The following is a 19,949-nucleotide window of genomic DNA, read 5'->3' on the forward strand; positions in this document are numbered from 1 at the left end:
CTTTCAGTAGCGGATTTCGTCGATCTCGTCTTCGAGCATATCGGCCTGGTCCTCGAGGGACACCAGCCGACGCTCCACGGACATGCGCCACGAGGGCGAACAAATTTTTGCTTCCAGCCGCGGCCCGCCTTCCTCACCACCCTGAGGTTCGCCTGCACTGACCACCAAAGCCACACCAATCAATCCGATAATAATTGCTATACGCATGATAGATCTCTCTCCCTTTGAGATAGATCCTAGCGGTCGCCAAGGACAACCGTTGTCCGTCTCCTTTCTCTCGGTTTCCGGGCCCGGCATGTTAATCTCGACTCCATGAAAGATCGTCTGCCGGCAATTGCGTTGCTCGCCACCGGGATCGTCTGTTTTGCCATCCCTTCCTCGGTGCGGGCGGAAAACGACGCCCCTGCGCAAGGAATCGAAGCTCCTTCCGCGTATCTCGAGAGTATCGAGAATCCGGGTGAGAGCGGCGGCGTCGAAGAGGCAGCTGCGGCTGCCGAACAGGGCGCCAAGCACGAGAAGGCCAAAGATCCAAAACAGGACTGATCGGCGAAACCCCTTCCGACAGATCATGCGGGAAAGACTTTTACGAGCGACTATGGAATCAATTGAAATCCCTCACGCCAGAGATTTCGGCGGCCGACTTTTCCCTCCAGGTGTTCGAGCAGAAAGCGCGCCCGAAATTGGAGACTGGGTGGTGACCTATCGCGAGGCCCTGCTCGAGTTCATGGCCCGCGATGGTGCCGTTCTCGTGCGAGGACTGCCCATCATCGATGCCGAAACCTTCGATACCTTTGTCGGTGCCCTGGGGCTGCCCGCGTTTCCCTACGCGGATTCGCTCTCGAATGCCCATCGGATCTCATTTACCGACAGGGTCTTTTCCGCCAACGAGGCCCCCGCGCACCTGTCGATCTTTCTTCACCACGAAATGGCGCAGACACCACGGCCCCCGAGTGCCTTGTTCTTCTTCTGTGAATTCGCGGCGACCGAGGGTGGCGCTACGCCCTTATGTCGATCCGATATCCTGTGGGAACATCTTTGCGAACGCGACTCCCTATTTGCGACTGACTGCGAAAACAAGGGGCTGCGCTACACCAACGTGATGGCGGGTGTTGCTGACCCCGGCTCGAGCATGGGCCGCAGCTGGCGAAGCACCTTCGCAGCCGAGACCCGGGAAGAGGCAGAAAGGCGTCTCGAGGAGCTTGGCTACGTATGGGAATGGCTCGATGGCGATGCCCTGCGCGCCACCACGCCCGTGCTTCCCGCCGTAAAGGTTCTACCAGATGGGCGTCGAAGCTTTTTCAACCAGTTGATCGCAGCAACACAGGGGTGGAAGGATACGCGCAATGATCCTTCGCGCGCGATTACCTTCGGCGATGGAACCCCCTTGCCCGACAATGGCGTCGCGACCGCCAGCGCGATAGCGGAGGAACTCACCTTCGACCTGATGTGGAAACCCGGCGACGTCTGCCTGGTCAATAACGATCGGGTGATGCATGGCCGCAAACCTTTTGCAGGGAAACGCCGGATTCTGGCAGCGCTCGCTGCCGGATGATCAGTCCCGCTCGGGCAGGTCGTACTCGGAGATCTCGACCGCTCGGCCTTGTTCCGCAGAATCCTGTGCGGCAAGCCCCATCACCACCGACATCAATCCGTCCCAGGACGAAACCTCCGGCGGTTGGCCGTGCCGCAGGGCCTCCAAAAAGGCCTGGTGTTCGAAATAGGTCGAGCCGTGATGAAAGCCTGCCTTGAGAATAGTTTCATCAACCTCAATCACTTCTTCCGCAACAGAAACTGGCGATCTCTTGCCCAGTATAAATCGGGAGCTCGGAATCAGAGCCTCCAACTTTCCGCGATCGCCCACCACAGAAACTTCCTGCTCCTCCCGCGACCCCTCGGCGAACATGCACAGATCCAGCATCCCGCGGATCCCGTTCGCAAAATCCACAATCACGAAACCGTTATCCAGAATATCCGGTATTTCACCGTCGTAAGATTCGTCGAGATGATTCACATCCTGCGCTGCCGAACAATAAATCCGCCTTGGCTCGCTCCGAGCCAAAAGTCGCATCAGATCAAAAAAATGACAGCATTTCTCGACAAAGGTGCCGCCCGAATTCCGATTGAACCGATTCCAGTCCTTTACCTTGGGAAGGAAGGGGAAGCGGTGCTCCCGGATCGAAATCATGCGAGTCTGACCGGCCGTGCCGCCACGCAATTCGGCTTCCAGTCGCTGGATCGGAGCCATATAGCGATATTCGAGACCCACCCAGAAAAGACCCGCATAGCGTTTCGCCATCTCATGCGCCCAGACCGCGTCTTCCAAAGTCGTGCACATGGGCTTTTCGACGAGAACGTGCTTGCCCGAAGCCAGCACCTTTTCCAGCACCTCACGGTGCGTGAAGTTCGGGGATGCGATCACCGCCACCTCAACATCGGCACGGGCGAGCAATTCCTCGGTATCGGAAAAGACAGGCGTCTCGGGCGGCAGTACCGGGCGAATCCACTCCCGGGGTTCTGGATGCGGGTCGGACGCCGCGACAATCTCGACTCCGTCGATCACCGCAAGGTTCATTGCGTGCTCGATTCCCATCATGCCCGTGCCAATAAGTCCGTAACCGATCGTCATAATCTCGTCCTGACTATACAATCTCGAAGTGCTTCGGCCACCCGCCGGCTAGCTTCCCACCATCTTTGCTGACAATGCTCCCCCCCATGAGCACCACTGCAACCGACCTGTCGGGAAATCTGCCGCGTCTCGCCGGTTTCAACGCCTTGCAGATGACTCTGTTTCCGGTCGCGATCATCACCCTCTACCAGAACCGGGAATTGGGACTGGATATGAGCGCGATCCTGCTCCTCCAGGGTATTTTTGGTCTCGCTATGGTCCTCGCCGAATTTCCTTCCGGCTATATCGCGGATCGGATTGGTTATCGGCGCACCCTGATGGTCGCTGCGGGACTCGGAGTTTCAGGCTGGTCGGCTTATCTCTTGGCAAGCGACTTCACGGGGATCCTTGTGGCCGAACTTATCCTCGGTCTCGCAATGGCACTGATTTCAGGTTGTGACTCCGCCCTGCTCTATGAATCTCTGATCGCCATGCGGCAGGAGTCCGCATTCACAAAGTGGATGGGGCGCATCCGTTTTGCCGGTCAGGGTGCGGAGGGTACAGCAGCTCTCGCGGCGGGCGTCCTCTATACGCTATCCCCGACGCTGCCTTTTCTCTTGCAGATTCCGGTTTGGATCGCCGCTTTCGGCGTAGCGTTCTCTCTGACCGAACCTGCTCGCAGCGCACAGCCCCGAGCCGAACACGGTGAACGAATCCGCAAGATCACCCGAGAGGCCCTCATTGAAAACCGGGGGCTCCGGGCAATCATTTTTCTGATTATCGTGCTTGGCTTGTGCTCCTTTATTCCGGTCTGGATCATCCCGCTCTACGCAGAAGCTGCCGGTGTGCCGGCGGCCTGGATCGGCGTGCTGTGGGCGGTGGCGAACTACACTGTCGCCCTGACCGCGCTCACGAGTACCAAGGCCGATAAATTTCTCGGCACGCAACGGCTCGCGCTTGTCGGCGTCGCTCTTGCTGCTGTCGGCTACGCCGGTCTCTCTCTCGTTCATGCCTGGTGGGGCTTCGTCTTCTACTTCTTTCTGACCGCCATTCGCGGGCTGGTCGCGCCGGCTCTTCACCACGTCGAGCAACGGATGATTCCGTCAGACGATCGAGCGGCTTTTCTTTCGCTGAGAAGCCTTCTTTTCCGTCTCAGCTTTTTCGTTCTGGGCCCATTGGTGGGCGCCAGCATCGATCGGTCCGGTTTCCACGCAACATTGCTCGGGGTGGGTATCCTTCTTGTCCTCGCCACGTCGGTCGCCTGGCTTCATGCAAGGCCTTATATGAATCGCATCACTCCATGACCCCCGCTCCATCCGGAAATGCCAATCCCGAGGCAAGCGTTCTGGGTGCCTGCGGTTTCCCATCGATGAATTCAATCACACGGTAGCTCCCAGCGAGGCGGCCCGGACCGATCCCGGTTTCGCTGACCCGAATTCCGAGGTCCGCATAGAAGAGTCGACCCGAGCGATCGACAGCAATTCCCATCGGTGTGCCTGTACTAAATGGTACCGAGCCAAGAGTCTCCCCCGCAGGGGGCTCCAGAATCCGTCGAATAAAATCGCCAGAGAAATCGTATTCTGCGATCACCCCATTAAAGACACTTGAGATGTAGAGGGAATCCCTGGCCGATGGCGCGACCGCGTTCGGAGTCGGCGAGTTCGGGTTCGCCACGATAAAGTTCTCTCGCTGGACGCGATCGGCCAATGGCGCTCCGGTCGCATCCAGCCGGCCGCATCCACCCGAGGCTTGATTCGATGTCGGATAGGGCGGGTCAAAACGAAAGACACCTGCCGTTTCCCTCGCACTGGCGACATAGGCGCGGTCCTGATCATCCACAAAGATGCCGCCCGCGGTGCCAATGCCGATATCAAGCTTGCAATAGCTCACCGAATCTCCGTCAAAAGGCGGAAACCAGATGATCAACTGGCCAGTCGGGGGCCCCGAGGACTGATTCCCCACATCCGTGGTCAGAAGCCGACCGTCTTTCAGAAAACCGCAACCATAGGGTTCGGGTTGGCTCCGCGATTCCTGATAGGTCGGTGTCAGCTTTCCGACGCGAGTCGCCGAGAGCTCCCCAACCCGTCTTCCGGCGAGCTGAAAGAATCCATACCCGGCAGGCGGTGTCGGCTGTCCCGTATCCTCCCCGGCAATAAACCGCCCCGAGCCATCCGGCTTGAAACAAATCTGTCCGTTGATGTCCCAGCCACCGGGATCCTCCGAGTATCGCTCAATCACCGTCTGGACCGCCCATGGCTCCTGCGTTTCGTATGCCAGCAGCCGATTTCCCTCGGCGCCAAAAGCAATCGGCTGACGCTCCTCGCTGTCGCCACATCCGCAGGCAAGGATCGCGACAAGGCCTGCCACGCCAGCGAATCGGATTCCAAAATGATTCTGCTTCATGAACGTTCTCCTGTGGTTGCTCCTGTCGGATTCGCTTGAGTCGCGCCAGTGCGGTTCTTGATAGTCGTCCCTTCCTCGAGGCCCGTGATCGGCTCCAACTTTTCGCACTGGCTGCGACGGCATTGCCCCGCATCATCTCGAATGACACACGGCGTGCCATCGGGAAGGACTTCGTAGCGACACCCGGACGCGGTCACGCGATCGACCGTGCATTGGTTCTCGTCTTCACAAATGCGTTCCGCCACCAGACATAATCCTTCTTGACACAATCCACCGAAAGCACCAACAGAACATTCGACCCCATTCGCCTTCCGGGGGTGGCGACAGATACCTTCATCTCGGGGCAGGTCTTCGGTGCAGGTATTGCCGTCGTCGCAGACGCCACCCTCGGGGCAACCCTCCGTTCCGCTCAGGCAAAAAGCGGAGATCGGGTTCGGCAGAAGAGAAGTCAAAAAAGCGATACTCGCTGGAGATCCTCCACGAGCACCCGTGCCCGACCCGACGAAAAGCACGCCGTCCGCAACCACCGCTGGCGAAGAAACCGGTCCGCTGACCGGAAGCCGGTTGAGAACCTCGCCCGTCTCCGCATCGTAGAGGAAAACGGAACCGCCGAGCGACCCCGCCATCATCACGCCGGGAATGGCTGAGGTTGGCGCATAACTCGGCATCGAATCGGGGCTCGCCCAGAGAATCTCTCCATCGGAACTATCCACCGCAAAGGCGGCCGGTAGCTGCGGCGAACTCAGGTCCGTGCCGATCGCCGTACTGATATAAATACGTCCATCGAGCACCGCCGAACTCGCAATGATTCCTCCGATATCGCCACCTGGAACCACTTGCGTCTGCCAATAGGGCTCGATCTTCCCGGTGAGCTCATTTTCTCCGTCACGATCGAGGAGATAGTAGAAGCCATTTTTCTGACCGTAGCCAACCACCTCGCGCTTCTGCCCTTCAATCTCTGCGGTAAAGAGATTCGGCACCGCACCAATCGCGAGATCCTCATTATCGACTTCATAGGCGCGCCATTTCCACCGAGGCTTTCCTGTGTCGAGGTCCAGAGCAAAGAGGGCCTCATCATAGGGTGGCATCGGGGGTTCGGGGTCCGAAGTCTCGGGGTCATAATCGGTGTCACAGTTGCTCGACGTGGCATAAAGAAGACGTCGCGTCGGATCGATCGCCGCCGACGACCAGACGTTGCCACACGCAACACCGGTCCTGTCGAACCCGCAGCCCTCGCGCGTTGAGAGGAAGTCGTCGGCGAGACCGAGTGCGCTCGCGGAATGGTAGCCATCAAAGCGACGGACCTCGTCATTCGGATCGGGACGGCAATGAGCGCCGGTGACAACATCGAAGTACCAGCGCAGCGTCCCGTCACGCGCGTCGACGGCATAGAATCCGCCCTTCCCGTCCCCGAAGTCATTGATGTCCATTCCAAAATAGACAAGCCCCTCAAAAACTGCCGGTGAGGAAAGGATCTCGTTCCGTTCCTCCAGAAAACCGCAATCCGTACAGCCGGTTCCTGCATCAAACTCCCAAAGAAGCTCTCCGGTTGCCGCCTCCAGAGCATACATCGTCATGCCGCCCGCCACGAAAACTCGTCGTCGTCCATCGATATCCGCTACGGCCGCCGATCCTGCGTTGGGGAAGGAAGCGCCCGGGTGCGGCTTGAACCGATAGCTCCAGACCAAAGATCCGTTATCGGCACGCAGGGCGTAAAAGTTTCCATCCCACGAAGAGATGAAGACCATCTTGACGCGCGTGCCGTCGGGGAACTCCACCCAGGCGACGATCGGCGATGCCGTAACGACAGCACCCGTTGTGAAGCGCCAGAGCGGAACGAGACGGTCGACATTCTCCCGGGTCAGAATCGCTTCATCCGCGCGAGAAAAGTTGCGCGCCAGACTGCCGCCATAGGTCAGCCACTCCCCCGGTGTCGGCTTTTCCACGTCCACCGCAATGCTTTTCTGACAGCCCGGAATCAGACCGAGAAGCAACAGGAGGGTAAAGCAGATTTTTGCCAGCCTCACGCACAATCGCATGGGAGAACCCTGCGGCGTTTTTCCAATCTTGTAAAGCAGATCAAGGTCGCGCGCCCGAAGGCGTCGGGGAAGACCGGGAAACTCGTCTAACCTTCGAGCAATACCTCGAGAATCCCATCCCAGAGCGCCACCCGAGCCTCGAGTGCAGCGACGGCTGCCTGCGCTGCTTTCGCATTGCCCCGTGCATGAATCCCGACCAGATCCGCGGTCGCCGGACCATGTGCCTCTCCATCAACCTCGATATGCCGCTCGAGATAGAACCGAAACGCCGAGAGGTCCCCCGTATCGGAGAGCGTTGGAATCGAAGCTTCGAGGACCGGGAACATTTCCGGGATCAATCTTTCGCGACCCACGCACAAAACGGCGACGCGTTCGGCCAGGTCGCTTTCCGTCACCGCCAATGTCGTCTCGACAAAAGCTCGTGCCGGCTTCGCCGCATGATTCTCCAACGCTTCAAGCGTCGGTCGGCCCTTTCGCAAATCTTCAAGAAAATCCAAAACGGGCTGCGGCGAGGCGCCCATACCGCGCATCGCCAGAAGATAGGACTCGAAATGCGAGAGCGGCTCTCCGTTCAAGGAAATGCCACACTCCTCCTCGAGGAGAATCTCGTGCAGCAAACGAGCAGAGTTCGGGTGCGCGGGCGGTTGCCAGAGCGTTTCTCCGGGGCAGATCCCCAAGCGCACGGAATGGAGAAGAGCCATGAAGTCCCAAACCGCAAAAACGTGAATCTCGGCAAAAGCCGCCAGTCGGGTTGTCGTGTTCAAAGTCTCGAAAAGAGGATGCTGACGCGTCCTTTTCTCGAGAGCTCGAATCTGGTCGGCTTCTGCTTGAGGCCATTCAGCACGGATCAGTAAATCCTCGAGGGGCGATGGGGCAGAAACTTGGAGAGAAGTTGTGGCCATGACATGGAACCTGGGTATATTTTAGCCCAGCCTTGGCCACCCTGCACCTCCTCGCAGGCTTTTTTCGACGCGATTGCCCCCGGGGCAATTTACACCGGGTGTCGCCGTGATAGAGAAACTCATGTCCCGAGAAGCCAATCTGGAAACCATCCACCGAATGTGGTCCGCGCTCAGCGCACAAGACTGGGAGACCCTGACAGATTGTCTGGACCCCGAAATCCAGTACGAAGACGTCCCGACCGAGGATACCGGTGCAATTGGCCCCGAAAATACGGTGCGGCGTCTGCGAATCGCCTTCGACCACTTGGTCGATCATAAGCACGAAATCCACCATCTGGCTGTCGACGGCGACCTGGCCATGCTGGACCATACCGAAACCTGGACCTTCAAGACTGGCGAAACTGCCGTCAACCGCTTCGCCACGGTTCATGAAATGCGCGCGGGAAAAATCTATCGCTGGAGCGATATCTGGGATGTGAATAAATTCGTCAGTCAATTCCCGGGATGGTTTCTCGAGGTGATGGCTGCCGCGCACGCATCCGACTTTGGCGGCGAAGTCGTCGCACCCTGAATTTTGAGACTGAACTTTTACTGGCGGCACCGCGCAAATCGATTGCGGGGTACTGCCCCTCGAAAAGGATTCCCCATGAAAGACCCCCGAATGTTTCCCGTATTAGCGATTTTTGCCGCGATCCTCGCCGGCGCCTGCGGTGGCTCGAGTTCCGAACCCCGGACCCCCGAGCTTCCCGATGAATGGACTCTCATTCGACCCGGGGGCGAAACCATCTGTTCGCGCGGCACCGAGTATGCGTACGCCGTTCGTGGCGGCACCGTAAACAAGGTGGTCATCGATTTCATGGGTGGAGGCGCTTGCTGGGACGAACTGACATGCAGTGTTGCCGACGCGATTTTCAATCCCGAGGTCAACCCGGAGGCCCTCCTGCGTGAGGGCCGGCAGGGAATCTATGATCGCGACAACCCGGAGAATCCCTTCAAGGATTGGTACCACGTATTTATCCCGTACTGCACCGGAGATATTCACTGGGGCAATAATGTCGAGACCTATGGCGAGGGCGAGGATGCGTTTGAGGTTCACCACAAAGGTGCCGTGAACTCGCAGGCCGTAATGGATTGGGTTTACGAAAACTTCGAGAAACCGGAACGGATCTTCATCACCGGCTGCAGTGCCGGCGCCTATGGTTCGATTGGCTGGGCCCCTTATCTGATGGAGCACTATCAGAACTCGGAAATCGTCCAAGTGGGTGATTGTGGTGCCGGAGTCATCACGTCCAGCTTTTTCAAGGACAGCTTCCCGTCGTGGAATGCCTTTGCCCAGTCTCCAGCGTTCATCCCGGGATTGAACCCGGACAATGTGGACCTGACATCGATCGACCTTTCCTATTTTTATGGCCAGGTCGGGAGTTACTTCCCCGAAGCCAAGGTCGGCCAATACAACTCCAAATATGACAACAACCAGACGTTTTTCTACTCGGCCATGGGTGGTCAGGGCGGCGCGACCGCCTGGAGCGAGGACATGACCGCCAACATCGAATCCGCACACCAGCAGGCCGAAAACTTCCAATCCTATATCGCCTCAGGTGATCAGCACTGCATCATTGTCAGCGATAATTTCTACAACGTGCAGGAAAATGGAATTCGCCTGGTCGACTGGTTTGGGGACCTGGCCGAAGGCAAAGACGTCGACCCGCGGGTCAGCTGTATCGGTGAGGCATGCGACCGACGGACTGGAGCGCCGGAAGAATAGGTCCGCGGCGATTTTTGGTCTTTTCAAAAAAGATTTCCAGGAGACGGCGAGGGCAATGAAAGTTGCGGGATTTCATTTCCTGATTCCGGGCCTCGTATCGGCAGCAACACCAGCTGCTGCCGATACGCAGCCATCGCTGTTAAAGGAGGGGGCGGTGGAAAGATCGCAGGTGCGCACCAGACGCGGTTCCCACGAAATCGTGGCTGAGATCTATGCCGCGCCAAACGCCGGACATGCCATGCTCCCCGAGCAACCAAAAGCCGTGGGTGATGCGGTGCTGGAGTTTCTTTCTCGATGAATATGATTGAACCGTCACGAATCCGTCGCGCCTGGCAGGGTCGCATCTCGGGCTGCCAACTGGGCAAACCCATCGAAGCTCTATCGATGATGCAGGGCTTTGATTCGCTGCAATCGTATCTCGAGCAGGCAAAAGCCCTACCCCTGCGCGACTATGTCCCGCATATCGAGGGGACGCTGGTCGATATCGCGAGGAAATCCTGCCGCGAATATCTCTGCCGGAGTGAGCCCGATGACGATATTACGTATTCCGTTCTCGCCCTGATGATGCTCGAAGAGCATGGCCGCGGCCTGAATACGGCACACGTGGCGCGCACGTGGCTACGTTACCTCCCGGCGGGCGCTACCTTCACTGCGGAGCGAGCGGCTTATAATATTCTCGCTCAGGAGGCCGAGACCGGCTTTCTCTTCGGTGCACCGCCGAACTTCGACCTCGAGCTCTGCTCTGACAATGAATATAATGATTGGATCGGTGCCCAAATACGCGCCGATGTCTACGGATGGGTATGTCCCGGCGAGCCCGCACTTGCAGCCGACCTCGCCTCGCGCGATGCCCGACTTTCCCATCGCGACGAGGGTGTTTTCGGCGCGGCATTTATCGCTGCCCTGGGTGCCGCGATCCCGGCGAGTGATGGCTTTGCGGAGGCCGTCGCGGAGGCGCGGAAACAGATTCCCGAAGGGTCCGCATGTCTGGCCGCTGTCGACCTCGCCGTTTCGCTGCATGGAACGAAGGATGGCATGGCGAGAATTCGTGAGAGATATGCCGATCTGAGCCCGGTCCATACCGTCAACAACCTGGCGGTCGTCGTTTTGGGGCTGCTCGAAGGAGAGGATGATTTTTCACAAGCGATCGGTGACACGGTAAGTGCTGGCTGGGACACTGATTGTAACGGCGCAACCGTAGGCGGACTTTGGGGCCTCGGCCCGGGAGAAATCCCCGCCTTATGGACAAAACCCTGGCAGGATCGGGTGGCCGTAACGATCGCGGGCGTCGGAGAACTGGCCCTGGAAGATCTGGTCCGTCGGACCTGTGCTGTCGGCCAAAAGATTGCCGGAGACACCGGCGCAGCGACCTCCTAGGAGACGCCCGGCATAAAGGCTAAGGATCGGCCATGCCCAAATTGATTCCCTCTCCCTCCATCATCGAAGCGGCCGGAACGAAACCAAAAAAAATTGAGGAGTTCGCCGGCCGCGTCAACTCCGGACATCATGGCGTAAGTCTGGCACGAATGACGTCGCCCGAAGGCTGGCTCGAACCAGGCCAACGCCCGGAGTTTGAGGAGATCACGCTGGTTCTCAGCGGTACCCTTCATGTGGAACATGAAACAGGAACCCTGAAAGTTCTGGCGGGACAAGCCATCATTACCGAAGCAGGTGAATGGGTCCGCTACAGCACGCCGGAGCCTGAAGGCGCGCAGTATATTGCAATCTGCCTGCCGGCATTTTCTCCCGATACCGTGCACCGCGACCCGGACAGCATCCCTACTGACCCCGTTGGACGAGCCTCCGACCAGTAACCGGCAGAGACGTCCGGACGGGTTTCCCCCCAACAGCGTTCGATGTAAATCCTTCTGGAGCCTCGGGCCCTGACGAGAACAAGATGCGAGCCTAAAATGCCGATCAATGGCAGGAAAGAAGCCTCATGAAAAAAGAACCCAAACTACTCTTTGCCGTGCTGGCCCTGGTCGCTTTTGCGGGGTGTGAACAAACCTCTGATTTGAACGAAATGAGTCCATTGGCCAGCCGGGCCCAATACCCTGATCGAGCTTTCGCGATCGATGAGGACTTCATCGATACTCGGCCAATGGCCAACCCCGACCGCAATGCATACTTCGGCGACTTGCATGTGCATACGACGTATTCCTTCGATGCCTACGCCTTCGGAACCCTCGCCACTCCCAGAGACGCCTACCGCTACGCTCTGGGTGAGACGCTGAAACATCCCGCCGGCTTCGATATGAAATTGCGCGAACCGCTGGACTTCTATGCGGTCACCGACCATGCACTCTTTCTTGGCCTGGCTGCAGAGGCCGCCGATACAACCAGCGCGTTCTCCCAGTACGAGGTCTCGGAGCCCCTGCATGATCTGAATACCGAAGGCAATCGTGGAATCACGAGCGTGCCTGCTCGCCTCACGATTTTCGGCATGTTTGTCCCCGGCGCCCTCGATGGCATGCTCGACGGATCGATTGACCGGTCGGAGGCCGTCCGCGTCGCCAAAAGTGCATGGCTCGATATCGTCGAATCAGCCGATGATTTTAACAACCCGGGGACGTTTACGACGTTTGCCGCCTACGAATATACTTCCTCGAGTGACGACAGCGGCAATCTGCACCGAAATGTAATCTTTCGCGATACCAATCGCCTGCCTGCCGAGCCCTTTTCCCGCTTCCACTCACGCGATCCGGAGGGACTATGGGATTGGATGGACGGCTTGCGGGCTCAGGGAATCGAGAGCCTGGCGATCCCCCATAACTCCAACGGCTCCAACGGTCAGATGTTCAAATTGGTCGACTGGGCCGGCGACCCGCTGGATGACGATTATACAACCAAACGAGTGCGCAATGAGCCTCTTGTCGAGATCACCCAGATCAAGGGCACGTCCGAGACGCACCCCTCCCTGTCGGAGTCTGACGAATGGGCGAGCTTCGAGTTGATGGAGACTCGTGTCGGCACTACGCTCTACAGCCAGCCTGAGGGCAGCTACGTCCGCGAGGCGCTTCGCAACGGTCTGGTATTTGAAGAAAAGGGTGTGGCAAACCCCTTCAAATTCGGTTTTGTCGGCGCCAGCGACACACACACCGGAGCTATCCCCGATAATGAGGCCGATTATTTTGCCAAAATCGGACTGCTGGACAGCACCCCCGAACTCAGGGGCTCCGTGCCCCTGCCATGGTGGGCCGGCATTGGTGCTAAAATGATTGCGGGTGATATGGTCGCCGAGATCGATGGCGAAACCTACTTCGATGCGCCGTCGATCACCTTCGGTGCCTCAGGACTGGCTGCGGTCTGGGCTGAAGAGAATACTCGAGACGCCATCTTCGACGCCTTCAGGCGGAAAGAAACATTCGCGACCTCCGGGCCACGCATCCGGGTGCGCCTCTTCGCCGGCTACGATTGGGACGCCGAGATGCTCGGGGATCCGGCTGTGGTCAGCCGTGCCTACGCCAGCGGTGCGACCATGGGCGGTGATCTTCAGGCGGAGGCAAGCGGCTCACCCCTTTTTCTCGCCTGGGCTGTGCGTGATGCCTTGAGTGCCCCCCTGCAACGCCTGCAAATCGTGAAAGGCTGGACCGAAAACGGGGAAACATCCGAGCTTGTTTATGATGTGGCTTGCTCCGACGGTGGTACCCCAGACCCCCAAACGCATCGATGCCCGGATAATGGGGCCCGGGTCAACCTCGAGGATTGTGCTTATTCACAGGACAAGGGCGCGGGCGAGTTGCGAGCAGCATGGCGTGATCCGAACTTTGATGCCACGCAGCGTGCCTTCTACTATGTTCGCGCGCTCGAGAATCCGACCTGTCGCTGGTCGACATGGGATGCCCTCCGGGCCGGGACCGAACCGCGCCCCGGTGTCGAAGTGCTCCTGCAGGAACGAGCGTGGTCGTCGCCGATCTGGCTCCTTCCCGCAGCTTTGGCAGGCACTGCCGCTCCGGCTACCGGAGCGAATGTACCCACGAGCAGTGCAGCGTCCGGCGGCTCTCCCTCATAGATCAGCTACTCGCGCTCGCCAGGGTCCATCGAAGCTGCGTACTGCTTCGGCGAGTTCTTCGAGCGCGGCATCACGTGCCCCGATCGAGGCCAATTCCTGACGAGTCTTCTGAAGATAATCGAGGCCTCGAGCCAGACCTGACGAGACTTCCCGCGGGGTAGCGTTGATCAGAATCTTGGCTCGCAAAATCACATCGATTTCGGGCCCGATCGTCCAGATGCACGCCTCGTCCGGGTTGGTGAGGTACGTTATGGCGGGGACCACCTGTGCACGCCGCATCAATTCCACGCTGGAGCGAAGATAGCCATTTTGTCGGGAGGGCCGCTTTTCCGAAAACCCCTCACGGCGATCCAGTCTGGGCTGCAATTTACCCAAAATACGGCCTGGGTAGATCTGCAGGCCGCCAACGATGCTCTGCCCGAGAGAAGCCTCGGTGCCGAGCGCGAGCGAAAGATTTTTCCCGTCGCGTCGATAATGACCGCCCGGGAGGTCAAAGGCGTCAAAACTTTCTTCGTACGCCGTCGCACGCCGCAGACTGAGCTTGTTGAAGGCCCGACGGTATCCCGGAAGCTCGGCGGTCGCTGTCTCGATCAGGTCTTCGGGGAATTCGGGTTCAAAAAGAAGCGAGCCATACGCAAATAATCGAAAGGGGCTGTCTGCGTTTTCGTCTTCGATCATGACGACTTCGGCTCTACGAAATTCGGTTGTCGCAGAAAAGAAAGATCGAGTCGGAACCCGGGTGCTCCGGATTCCGACTCGATTGCATCAGAGCTTGCCAGCGTTGTCTTTCAGGTAGGACGCAACGCCATCGGCGTTCGCGGTCATTCCCTGATCGCCCTTTTGCCAACCGGCCGGGCAAACTTCACCATGCTCCTCGTGGAACTGCAGCGCATCGACGAGTCGGAGGAGTTCGTCCATGTTCCGACCCAAGGGCAAGTTATTGACAATCTGCGATTGCACCATGAATTCCTTGTCGATGATGAAGGCCCCGCGGAAAGCGACACCGCCAGCAGACTCGACATCATAAGCTTGGCAGATCTCGTGCTTGGTGTCCGCTGCCAATGTGTACTTCAGAGGACCGATCCCGCCATTTTCGGGAGCCGTTTCGCGCCATGCATGATGTGTGAACTGCGAGTCGATCGAAATGCCGATCACCTCAACATTGCGCTCCTTGAATTGCTCGATTCGATTGTCGAGAGCAACCAGCTCGGACGGACAGACGAAGGTGAAATCCAACGGATAGAAAACCAGCAGGGCATACTTTCCCTTGGTGGCCTCCGAGAGACGAAAATCCTCCTGGATCGTTCCATCACCGAGAACGGCTGCACATTCAAAATCGGGCGCTGACTTGCCTACCAAAACACTCATTTGTCCTACTCCTGATCATCGCTTGCGGGTTATGGGGCGGAGAACCCGCTCCCTCCTTTAAAACAAGCACTTCGCCCAAGTTTCGCAAGTACCCGCCAGGTTGTGGCCAGAGGGCTACCTCGGGGCCAGAAACCAGTCATGCAGGCGTACCAAAGCGAGCGTATCTCGCGCGCAATAGTCCAGAAGCTCCTTGCGCGTTCGCTTCTGGCGCCACTCCGGCCATGTCTCGGGGCGCAGGAGAAGCGTCTCGAGCTCGGCACTCGCCAGCTGTCCATCGGCGACCCGAAGGTCGCCATAATTCATCTCCGGGATCAGAGCAGGTAGAACCGCCTTCAGGCTGAAGCTGCCGTGGAAGTCGGGATGGTAGACATGGTTGCGGACCAGCGGCAGAAAATCCTCGACCCGGTCCGCCATCGCCAGTAATTCCGCTGGTCCATCAGGAGAATATGCGGCCAACTGGCGCAAACAACGTCTCTCAAAACGCGCGTCGTAGACAAAGAGAACCGAACAACCCGCCAGCGCCGACCCGAGTGCACCTGCCACCGCGGGTCGCGGGTCGCCCCCCTCCGGGGCCAAAAACTGGTGATGCTCGAGGACCCCGCCTTCCCGCACATGAAGGGAGAACTGCGCGGGGACATTCTGGTAAGGGCCACAACCCTCCCAGACGGGCACGGCCGGGGCCAGAGTTTCAAAATCCAGATAGCCCACGCGGCCTGCCTCGGAGGGAACTACCGCGCTCAGTTGGTTCGAGCAGACAACCTCGCCAGTCGCAGCGGCCTCCCGCTGGCGCAACCAGATCGGATTCCCGGAAAGCTGGTTGGGTTGCACATCCACAAGAGCGTTCTGGCCGCGTTCGAGAAACTTTTGTGCGCCTAGAGCCCCCAGCCCATGAAGTTCCGATACATGACCGTCCGGCAAGGGATCCTGGCAACGCAGCAGAAAAGGGCATTCATAGGGAATCCGACAATGTGCGCCGGCCTCCCGGATGGGTATCGGCAGATCCAGCATCGACTTCTGCGCCTGCAGCTCGCCGGGAACGCTGGGCAAGCAGGCCTCGACTCGTTCCGTGATGTCCGTCCTGCAGAATAGGTTTGAGAGGTCGGGAAAGCGGCAGCTCCGGTTCAAATGCATCAGATCGACTTGCGTGATCGGAATCCCCGTGGCCTGCGCCACCCAGGTCTGCACTGCGGCATCGGGAATATGTTGATCCTTGACGCTTGTAGAGGATTTCACCTCGACCATCGTCCAACCCTCATCTTCCTGAATCAGGATATCCGCAGCTACAAATACATCGGCATGCTCGAAGGCTGCCTCGTAGATAATTTTTTCGCCAGCAGCCAGAGCTTGTTCTGTTGCCTTGACGGCTTTTTTCTTCTGGCGCCCGTCGTAAGGAATCCGGAAGCCTCCGGGGATATGCTCCTGCGCGAGATCTCCGACACGGTGCCCTCGAGAGAAGATCGCCTGTTGCGACGGACTCGGCTTCAATTCCGGGGAACGTGCATCAAAGCAACGCCACCAGAGCTGTTTGTGGCATTGCAAACCGTAGGTAAAGCGACTTTTGGAAAGTTTGGGCACCCGCGGCATACCCGACCTTAGTACGTCCCCCCCTGAGGAACCACCATCGATCCCGGCGCAAACGGAAAAACAGGATGCTAAGGTTCATGCATGATTCTCGTGACCAATCGCATCCCTGTCTCCGAAGGTTTCGAAGCCGATTTTGAAGATCGCTTTCGCAAAAGGGTTCACCTCGTGGACCAATCCCCGGGCTTTGTCCGTAATGAAGTTCACCGTCCTAAACCCATGAAACTGGACCACGGCACAGGTGAATGGGTCGAGAATACCGAAGAGCCCGGCTTTTATGAGGTAAAAACCTGGTGGCGAAGCTTCGCTGACTTTACCGCTTGGACCAAAAGCCCCTCCTTCGCAGAAGCGCACAAAAACCGAGCCCCCGAAGGAATGTTCTCGGGTCCGAACAAGCTGATCATTCACGAGGTATTCCTGAGCACGGACCTCGACGTCTGAGGCCAGCGCATCTCGCGCAACCGGCGCTGGAACATCGCGCCGGATTCCGGCTAGATAGCGGAAGTTGAAATGATCGATGTCGAAAAAGCTTGCGCCACGATCGCAGTCGCGCTCGGAGTCGAGACCAGCTGCGTCCGGCCCGAGAGCATCCTTGGAGACCTTGCCGAGTTGGACTCCTTGTCGCTGGTCGAAATCGCTACCGCGCTCGATTGCGATTTCCACATCCGGCTACCCGGAGAAGCACTCACCGACACATTGTCGGTAAACGATGTCGTGCGCATGATCGAGCGTGCTCCCCGACAATGAACCTGCTGCCTCCATGGGAACGTGCTCGGTACCAACTCCTCGACAGTCTGGCTGCGCGCAGCATGGGGGGAACCAACGCCTACGTCCATATGATTTCCCGCGTGGAGGAGGTCCTGCAACGGGAACGCAGCCGAACCGCTATCAACCGCATCTCCCGGGCGCTTGACCTGGCCCCGCGCGACAGCCGCCAGATCTACCGACAATGCCTGGCTTCGGAAGCACGAGAAGAAGCGGACTCCGCGCGGCTGCTGGTGTCGGGGCAACCCATCGCCGAGGCTGTGGAGGCGACACCACCGTTCTCACCAGTGGACGGACCCTGTATCTACATCACTCTCCATTGGGGCAGTCCCATGATCACATTTCTCTACCTGCGCTCGGTTCTGGGGATTCCTGTACGCTTGATCGGGAGGCCTCTCGACAAGTCGAACCCGCTCCCGCCCGGCAAGATGCGCTGGGGACACCGTAAAGTCGAGTGGATGGAAACACTGACGGGGGAGACCTTTATTCCCGATGACGGTGCCGGAGCGTTGCAGGCCCGCACCGAACTTCTCGAGGGGCGTTCGATCTTTGCTTCGGTCGACGTCCCGGCACAGCCCACAAGCCGCTCCCGCGTGATCGATCTATTCGGAGAACCCATCCGGATTGCCTCGGGTCTTCTGCGATTGGCCGCTCTCACCAAAGTGCCCCTGGTCCCGATTCTCGGACACAGCTGTGGGCAAAAAATTCATGTCGCGCACGAAGAACCGATTCCCGCGGCCCGCGAGGAGGAACTCGCGGAATCCATCGGGATCTGGCTGCGAAAAATACTCGCACGCCAGCCGGACCAATGGTGGCTCTGGCCGTTCGTTCACGTGGAGAAACCATGAATATGAGGCTGTCGGCTCTTTGGTTCTGTCTGTCGATCTCCTGCGCTTCGCTCGATTCAGGAGAGGCACTGCAGCGAGCCTTGCGAGAAGGAAGTCGGGCGCAGAGTGTAAAAACGTTGTCACAAGAACCCCGGGTTCTTGGTGCCGTGTCTTTCACAACCGAACTCCCGCCCTCTTCCCTCCGGGGTGCAGATGGCATTGCCTGTCGGGCCGGTGAGGCTTTTATCGCCGAGGCCGCGGTCAACCGTATCCGGCGACTGACCCCCGATGGCTCGCTATCCACGATCGCCCTCCCCGAAAAGCTTGAGGGACCCACCCACCTCGCGATTGATGCCGACGGGTCGTTGTGGGTCACAGCGGCGCACGGGGCTGAATTATGGAAGAAGACTCGCGACGGCCGGTGGTCCGTCGAAGCCTCCAACCTGCCGGACCTTTCAGGATTGGTGGCTGACCAAAACGAGATTTATTTCAGCCAATGCGACCTCCGTGGCTCCGTGTCCCGTATCTCGACCGCGCAAAAGCAGCCTCGAATCATTGCACAAGATCTCGGTTGCCCGGGAACTCCGGCCGTTTCCCGGGGCGCACTTCTGGTGCCGTTGCGCGAGGTCGGCGAAGTTTGGCGGATCGACTCGTCCAACGGCCAGCGAGTGCGACTGACCCAGGGTCTCCGCTCACCCGTCGCCATCCGCGAGATGCACGATGGCCAACCGGGAATCATCGAGAGTGGCACTGGACGGATCCTCGGATTGAATTCCCTGCACCGCGAATCGCCCGCGAGACTCCTGAAACAACTCGATCCGGGGATCAATGACTTTGCCCCCTGCGGTGATTCCACGCTCGTTACAAATGCCCTTTGGGGATCTGTCGAGCGGCTTCGCCCCTTCGACGCGCAACCCAAAGCGCTGGTACCGGGAGGTCTTCTTGTCCCTCAAGGCGCGACATTATGGGGGACCTCCCTCCTGATCGCCGACGGACTTTCCGTAAAACGATTGCATCAAGGAAACCTGTCGCTTGTCGCTGCAAGGGGAATCACGCCCGGGTTCTCTTCCGCCTCCGGAATCATTATCGGCGGGGATAATGCTGCCTATATTTCATCGCCCGAAGAAGGCCGGCTCTATCGATTCGACCTCAGCAACCCAAGGGTCGAGGAATTCTCCAGCGGACTGGATTGGCCCACCAGTCTCGCGAGACTCTGGACGGGCGAAGTTTCGGTCGCCGAGACCGGCAGCGGCCAGATTCTGAAAATTTCCAGCGACGGCCTGTGGTGGCCGATCACCTACTCCTTGCTGTCGCCGCTCGCGCTCACGACCGACCGGGAAAGGTTGCTGGTCACCGAACCGGAGAGTGGTCGGATCATTGCGCTCCGCGAGGGCACCGCCCTCTCTTCCTTGAGTAGTGAACTCTCCCGGCCCGTGGGCATCGCTCAGGCGCGGGATGGTCGAACCTTCGTGATCGAACAGGGCCGAGCGGCACTCACCGAACGCCGCTCGGACGGAAGCCTTGTGCGCCTGATCGATAATCTGGCCGTCGGGACCAGCCAGTCGGATCGTCCCCGGGAGGTTCCAATCGTCACGACCCCACAGGACTCTCTCTGGATGGTCCTGCCAGGGGATGGGCGAGTCCTTCATGTTCGGCCTTAGCAGGCGCGAGCCATCGCAGGA

General features: G+C 58.8%; 21 protein-coding genes. 13 read left to right on the plus strand and 8 right to left on the minus strand.

Annotation, left to right across the window (positions count from 1 at the left end; genetic code table 11):
• Positions 1–3: 3 nt before the first annotated feature.
• A complete protein-coding gene (locus tag P8K07_12905) occupies positions 4–207 on the minus strand; it encodes a hypothetical protein (GenBank protein ID MDG1959414.1) in 204 nt (67 codons plus the stop codon).
• A gap of 105 nt (positions 208–312) precedes the next feature.
• Here P8K07_12905 and P8K07_12910 point away from each other — a divergent pair, with 105 nt between their 5' ends.
• Complete coding sequence (locus tag P8K07_12910) at positions 313–543, plus strand: hypothetical protein (GenBank protein MDG1959415.1); 231 nt, start codon at positions 313–315, stop codon at positions 541–543.
• 52 nt (positions 544–595) lie between these two features.
• On the plus strand, positions 596–1,552 hold the full coding sequence (locus P8K07_12915; GenBank protein MDG1959416.1) for a TauD/TfdA family dioxygenase: 957 nt from the start codon (positions 596–598) through the stop codon (positions 1,550–1,552).
• Here P8K07_12915 and P8K07_12920 read toward each other — a convergent pair whose 3' ends face one another.
• A complete protein-coding gene (locus P8K07_12920; GenBank protein MDG1959417.1) occupies positions 1,553–2,626 on the minus strand; it encodes a Gfo/Idh/MocA family oxidoreductase in 1,074 nt (357 codons plus the stop codon).
• An 86-nt stretch (positions 2,627–2,712) separates the two neighbouring features.
• On the opposite strand from P8K07_12920, the gene P8K07_12925 reads away from it, so the two are divergent.
• Entirely contained in the window at positions 2,713–3,909 is a 1,197-nt protein-coding gene (locus P8K07_12925) for an MFS transporter (protein MDG1959418.1), read from the plus strand.
• On the opposite strand, the gene P8K07_12930 is transcribed toward P8K07_12925, so the two are convergent.
• The 3 genes from P8K07_12930 to P8K07_12940 all read right to left on the minus strand — a co-directional run bounded on the left by P8K07_12930 (position 3,899) and on the right by P8K07_12940 (position 7,949).
• Complete coding sequence (locus P8K07_12930; protein ID MDG1959419.1) at positions 3,899–5,008, minus strand: hypothetical protein; 1,110 nt, start codon at positions 5,006–5,008, stop codon at positions 3,899–3,901. The two genes, P8K07_12925 and P8K07_12930, sit on opposite strands and share 11 nt — an antisense overlap.
• Entirely contained in the window at positions 5,005–7,035 is a 2,031-nt protein-coding gene (locus P8K07_12935; protein MDG1959420.1) for a PQQ-binding-like beta-propeller repeat protein, read from the minus strand. Before P8K07_12935 ends, P8K07_12930 begins: the two co-directional genes overlap by 4 nt.
• A gap of 98 nt (positions 7,036–7,133) precedes the next feature.
• Positions 7,134–7,949, minus strand: coding sequence for a DUF3050 domain-containing protein (locus P8K07_12940; protein ID MDG1959421.1), 816 nt, complete (start codon positions 7,947–7,949; stop codon positions 7,134–7,136).
• A 121-nt stretch (positions 7,950–8,070) separates the two neighbouring features.
• On the opposite strand from P8K07_12940, the gene P8K07_12945 reads away from it, so the two are divergent.
• The 6 genes from P8K07_12945 to P8K07_12970 all read left to right on the plus strand — a co-directional run bounded on the left by P8K07_12945 (position 8,071) and on the right by P8K07_12970 (position 13,726).
• Positions 8,071–8,520: a nuclear transport factor 2 family protein gene (locus P8K07_12945; GenBank protein ID MDG1959422.1), complete on the plus strand. Its 450-nt coding sequence runs from the start codon at positions 8,071–8,073 to the stop codon at positions 8,518–8,520.
• Positions 8,521–8,595: 75 nt separating this feature from the next.
• Positions 8,596–9,714 (plus strand): pectin acetylesterase-family hydrolase, encoded by a 1,119-nt coding sequence (locus tag P8K07_12950; GenBank protein MDG1959423.1) that lies wholly within the window; start codon positions 8,596–8,598, stop codon positions 9,712–9,714.
• 55 nt (positions 9,715–9,769) lie between these two features.
• On the plus strand, positions 9,770–10,012 hold the full coding sequence (locus P8K07_12955; GenBank protein MDG1959424.1) for a hypothetical protein: 243 nt from the start codon (positions 9,770–9,772) through the stop codon (positions 10,010–10,012).
• Positions 10,009–11,091, plus strand: a complete 1,083-nt coding sequence (locus tag P8K07_12960) for an ADP-ribosylglycohydrolase family protein (GenBank protein ID MDG1959425.1) — start codon at positions 10,009–10,011, stop codon at positions 11,089–11,091. The genes P8K07_12955 and P8K07_12960 overlap by 4 nt, the downstream gene beginning before the upstream one ends.
• A gap of 32 nt (positions 11,092–11,123) precedes the next feature.
• Complete coding sequence (locus P8K07_12965) at positions 11,124–11,528, plus strand: cupin (protein ID MDG1959426.1); 405 nt, start codon at positions 11,124–11,126, stop codon at positions 11,526–11,528.
• Positions 11,529–11,653: 125 nt separating this feature from the next.
• Entirely contained in the window at positions 11,654–13,726 is a 2,073-nt protein-coding gene (locus P8K07_12970; protein ID MDG1959427.1) for a DUF3604 domain-containing protein, read from the plus strand.
• On the opposite strand, the gene P8K07_12975 is transcribed toward P8K07_12970, so the two are convergent.
• The 3 genes from P8K07_12975 to P8K07_12985 form a co-directional block, all read right to left on the minus strand.
• Positions 13,721–14,404, minus strand: a complete 684-nt coding sequence (locus P8K07_12975; protein ID MDG1959428.1) for a hypothetical protein — start codon at positions 14,402–14,404, stop codon at positions 13,721–13,723. The two genes, P8K07_12970 and P8K07_12975, sit on opposite strands and share 6 nt — an antisense overlap.
• 87 nt (positions 14,405–14,491) lie before the next feature.
• Positions 14,492–15,094 (minus strand): peroxiredoxin, encoded by a 603-nt coding sequence (locus tag P8K07_12980; protein MDG1959429.1) that lies wholly within the window; start codon positions 15,092–15,094, stop codon positions 14,492–14,494.
• A gap of 114 nt (positions 15,095–15,208) precedes the next feature.
• The gene (locus tag P8K07_12985; protein MDG1959430.1) at positions 15,209–16,669 is read right to left on the minus strand and encodes a DUF2779 domain-containing protein; all 1,461 of its coding nucleotides are present in this window, start codon (positions 16,667–16,669) and stop codon (positions 15,209–15,211) included.
• A gap of 90 nt (positions 16,670–16,759) precedes the next feature.
• Here P8K07_12985 and P8K07_12990 point away from each other — a divergent pair, with 90 nt between their 5' ends.
• From P8K07_12990 to P8K07_13005, 4 genes are all read left to right on the plus strand, one after another.
• Positions 16,760–17,116 carry an antibiotic biosynthesis monooxygenase gene (locus P8K07_12990; GenBank protein MDG1959431.1) on the plus strand — a complete coding sequence of 119 codons (357 nt, stop codon included), beginning with the start codon at positions 16,760–16,762 and terminating at the stop codon, positions 17,114–17,116.
• Between the two features lie 69 nt (positions 17,117–17,185).
• Positions 17,186–17,422, plus strand: a complete 237-nt coding sequence (locus P8K07_12995; GenBank protein MDG1959432.1) for an acyl carrier protein — start codon at positions 17,186–17,188, stop codon at positions 17,420–17,422.
• Positions 17,419–18,288 carry a hypothetical protein gene (locus P8K07_13000; GenBank protein MDG1959433.1) on the plus strand — a complete coding sequence of 290 codons (870 nt, stop codon included), beginning with the start codon at positions 17,419–17,421 and terminating at the stop codon, positions 18,286–18,288. The genes P8K07_12995 and P8K07_13000 overlap by 4 nt, the downstream gene beginning before the upstream one ends.
• Positions 18,285–19,928: a hypothetical protein gene (locus P8K07_13005; protein MDG1959434.1), complete on the plus strand. Its 1,644-nt coding sequence runs from the start codon at positions 18,285–18,287 to the stop codon at positions 19,926–19,928. The genes P8K07_13000 and P8K07_13005 overlap by 4 nt, the downstream gene beginning before the upstream one ends.
• Positions 19,929–19,949 lie beyond the last annotated feature (21 nt).

The sequence above is a fragment of the Candidatus Binatia bacterium genome (assembly GCA_029248525.1).
In the GTDB taxonomy this organism is placed as follows: domain Bacteria; phylum Desulfobacterota; class Binatia; order UBA12015; family UBA12015; genus UBA12015.

Excerpts from the sequence above, each read along its gene's own strand:
- P8K07_12905 (MDG1959414.1), bottom strand. The coding sequence starts at position 207 with ATGCGTATAGCAATTATTATCGGATTGATTGGTGTGGCTTTGGTGGTC.
- P8K07_12910 (MDG1959415.1), top strand. The coding sequence starts at position 313 with ATGAAAGATCGTCTGCCGGCAATTGCGTTGCTCGCCACCGGGATCGTC.
- P8K07_12915 (MDG1959416.1), top strand. The coding sequence starts at position 596 with ATGGAATCAATTGAAATCCCTCACGCCAGAGATTTCGGCGGCCGACTT.
- P8K07_12920 (MDG1959417.1), bottom strand. The coding sequence starts at position 2,626 with ATGACGATCGGTTACGGACTTATTGGCACGGGCATGATGGGAATCGAG.
- P8K07_12925 (MDG1959418.1), top strand. The coding sequence starts at position 2,713 with ATGAGCACCACTGCAACCGACCTGTCGGGAAATCTGCCGCGTCTCGCC.
- P8K07_12930 (MDG1959419.1), bottom strand. The coding sequence starts at position 5,008 with ATGAAGCAGAATCATTTTGGAATCCGATTCGCTGGCGTGGCAGGCCTT.
- P8K07_12940 (MDG1959421.1), bottom strand. The coding sequence starts at position 7,949 with ATGGCCACAACTTCTCTCCAAGTTTCTGCCCCATCGCCCCTCGAGGAT.
- P8K07_12945 (MDG1959422.1), top strand. The coding sequence starts at position 8,071 with ATGTCCCGAGAAGCCAATCTGGAAACCATCCACCGAATGTGGTCCGCG.
- P8K07_12950 (MDG1959423.1), top strand. The coding sequence starts at position 8,596 with ATGAAAGACCCCCGAATGTTTCCCGTATTAGCGATTTTTGCCGCGATC.
- P8K07_12955 (MDG1959424.1), top strand. The coding sequence starts at position 9,770 with ATGAAAGTTGCGGGATTTCATTTCCTGATTCCGGGCCTCGTATCGGCA.
- P8K07_12960 (MDG1959425.1), top strand. The coding sequence starts at position 10,009 with ATGAATATGATTGAACCGTCACGAATCCGTCGCGCCTGGCAGGGTCGC.
- P8K07_12965 (MDG1959426.1), top strand. The coding sequence starts at position 11,124 with ATGCCCAAATTGATTCCCTCTCCCTCCATCATCGAAGCGGCCGGAACG.
- P8K07_12970 (MDG1959427.1), top strand. The coding sequence starts at position 11,654 with ATGAAAAAAGAACCCAAACTACTCTTTGCCGTGCTGGCCCTGGTCGCT.
- P8K07_12975 (MDG1959428.1), bottom strand. The coding sequence starts at position 14,404 with ATGATCGAAGACGAAAACGCAGACAGCCCCTTTCGATTATTTGCGTAT.
- P8K07_12980 (MDG1959429.1), bottom strand. The coding sequence starts at position 15,094 with ATGAGTGTTTTGGTAGGCAAGTCAGCGCCCGATTTTGAATGTGCAGCC.
- P8K07_12990 (MDG1959431.1), top strand. The coding sequence starts at position 16,760 with ATGATTCTCGTGACCAATCGCATCCCTGTCTCCGAAGGTTTCGAAGCC.
- P8K07_12995 (MDG1959432.1), top strand. The coding sequence starts at position 17,186 with ATGATCGATGTCGAAAAAGCTTGCGCCACGATCGCAGTCGCGCTCGGA.
- P8K07_13000 (MDG1959433.1), top strand. The coding sequence starts at position 17,419 with ATGAACCTGCTGCCTCCATGGGAACGTGCTCGGTACCAACTCCTCGAC.
- P8K07_13005 (MDG1959434.1), top strand. The coding sequence starts at position 18,285 with ATGAATATGAGGCTGTCGGCTCTTTGGTTCTGTCTGTCGATCTCCTGC.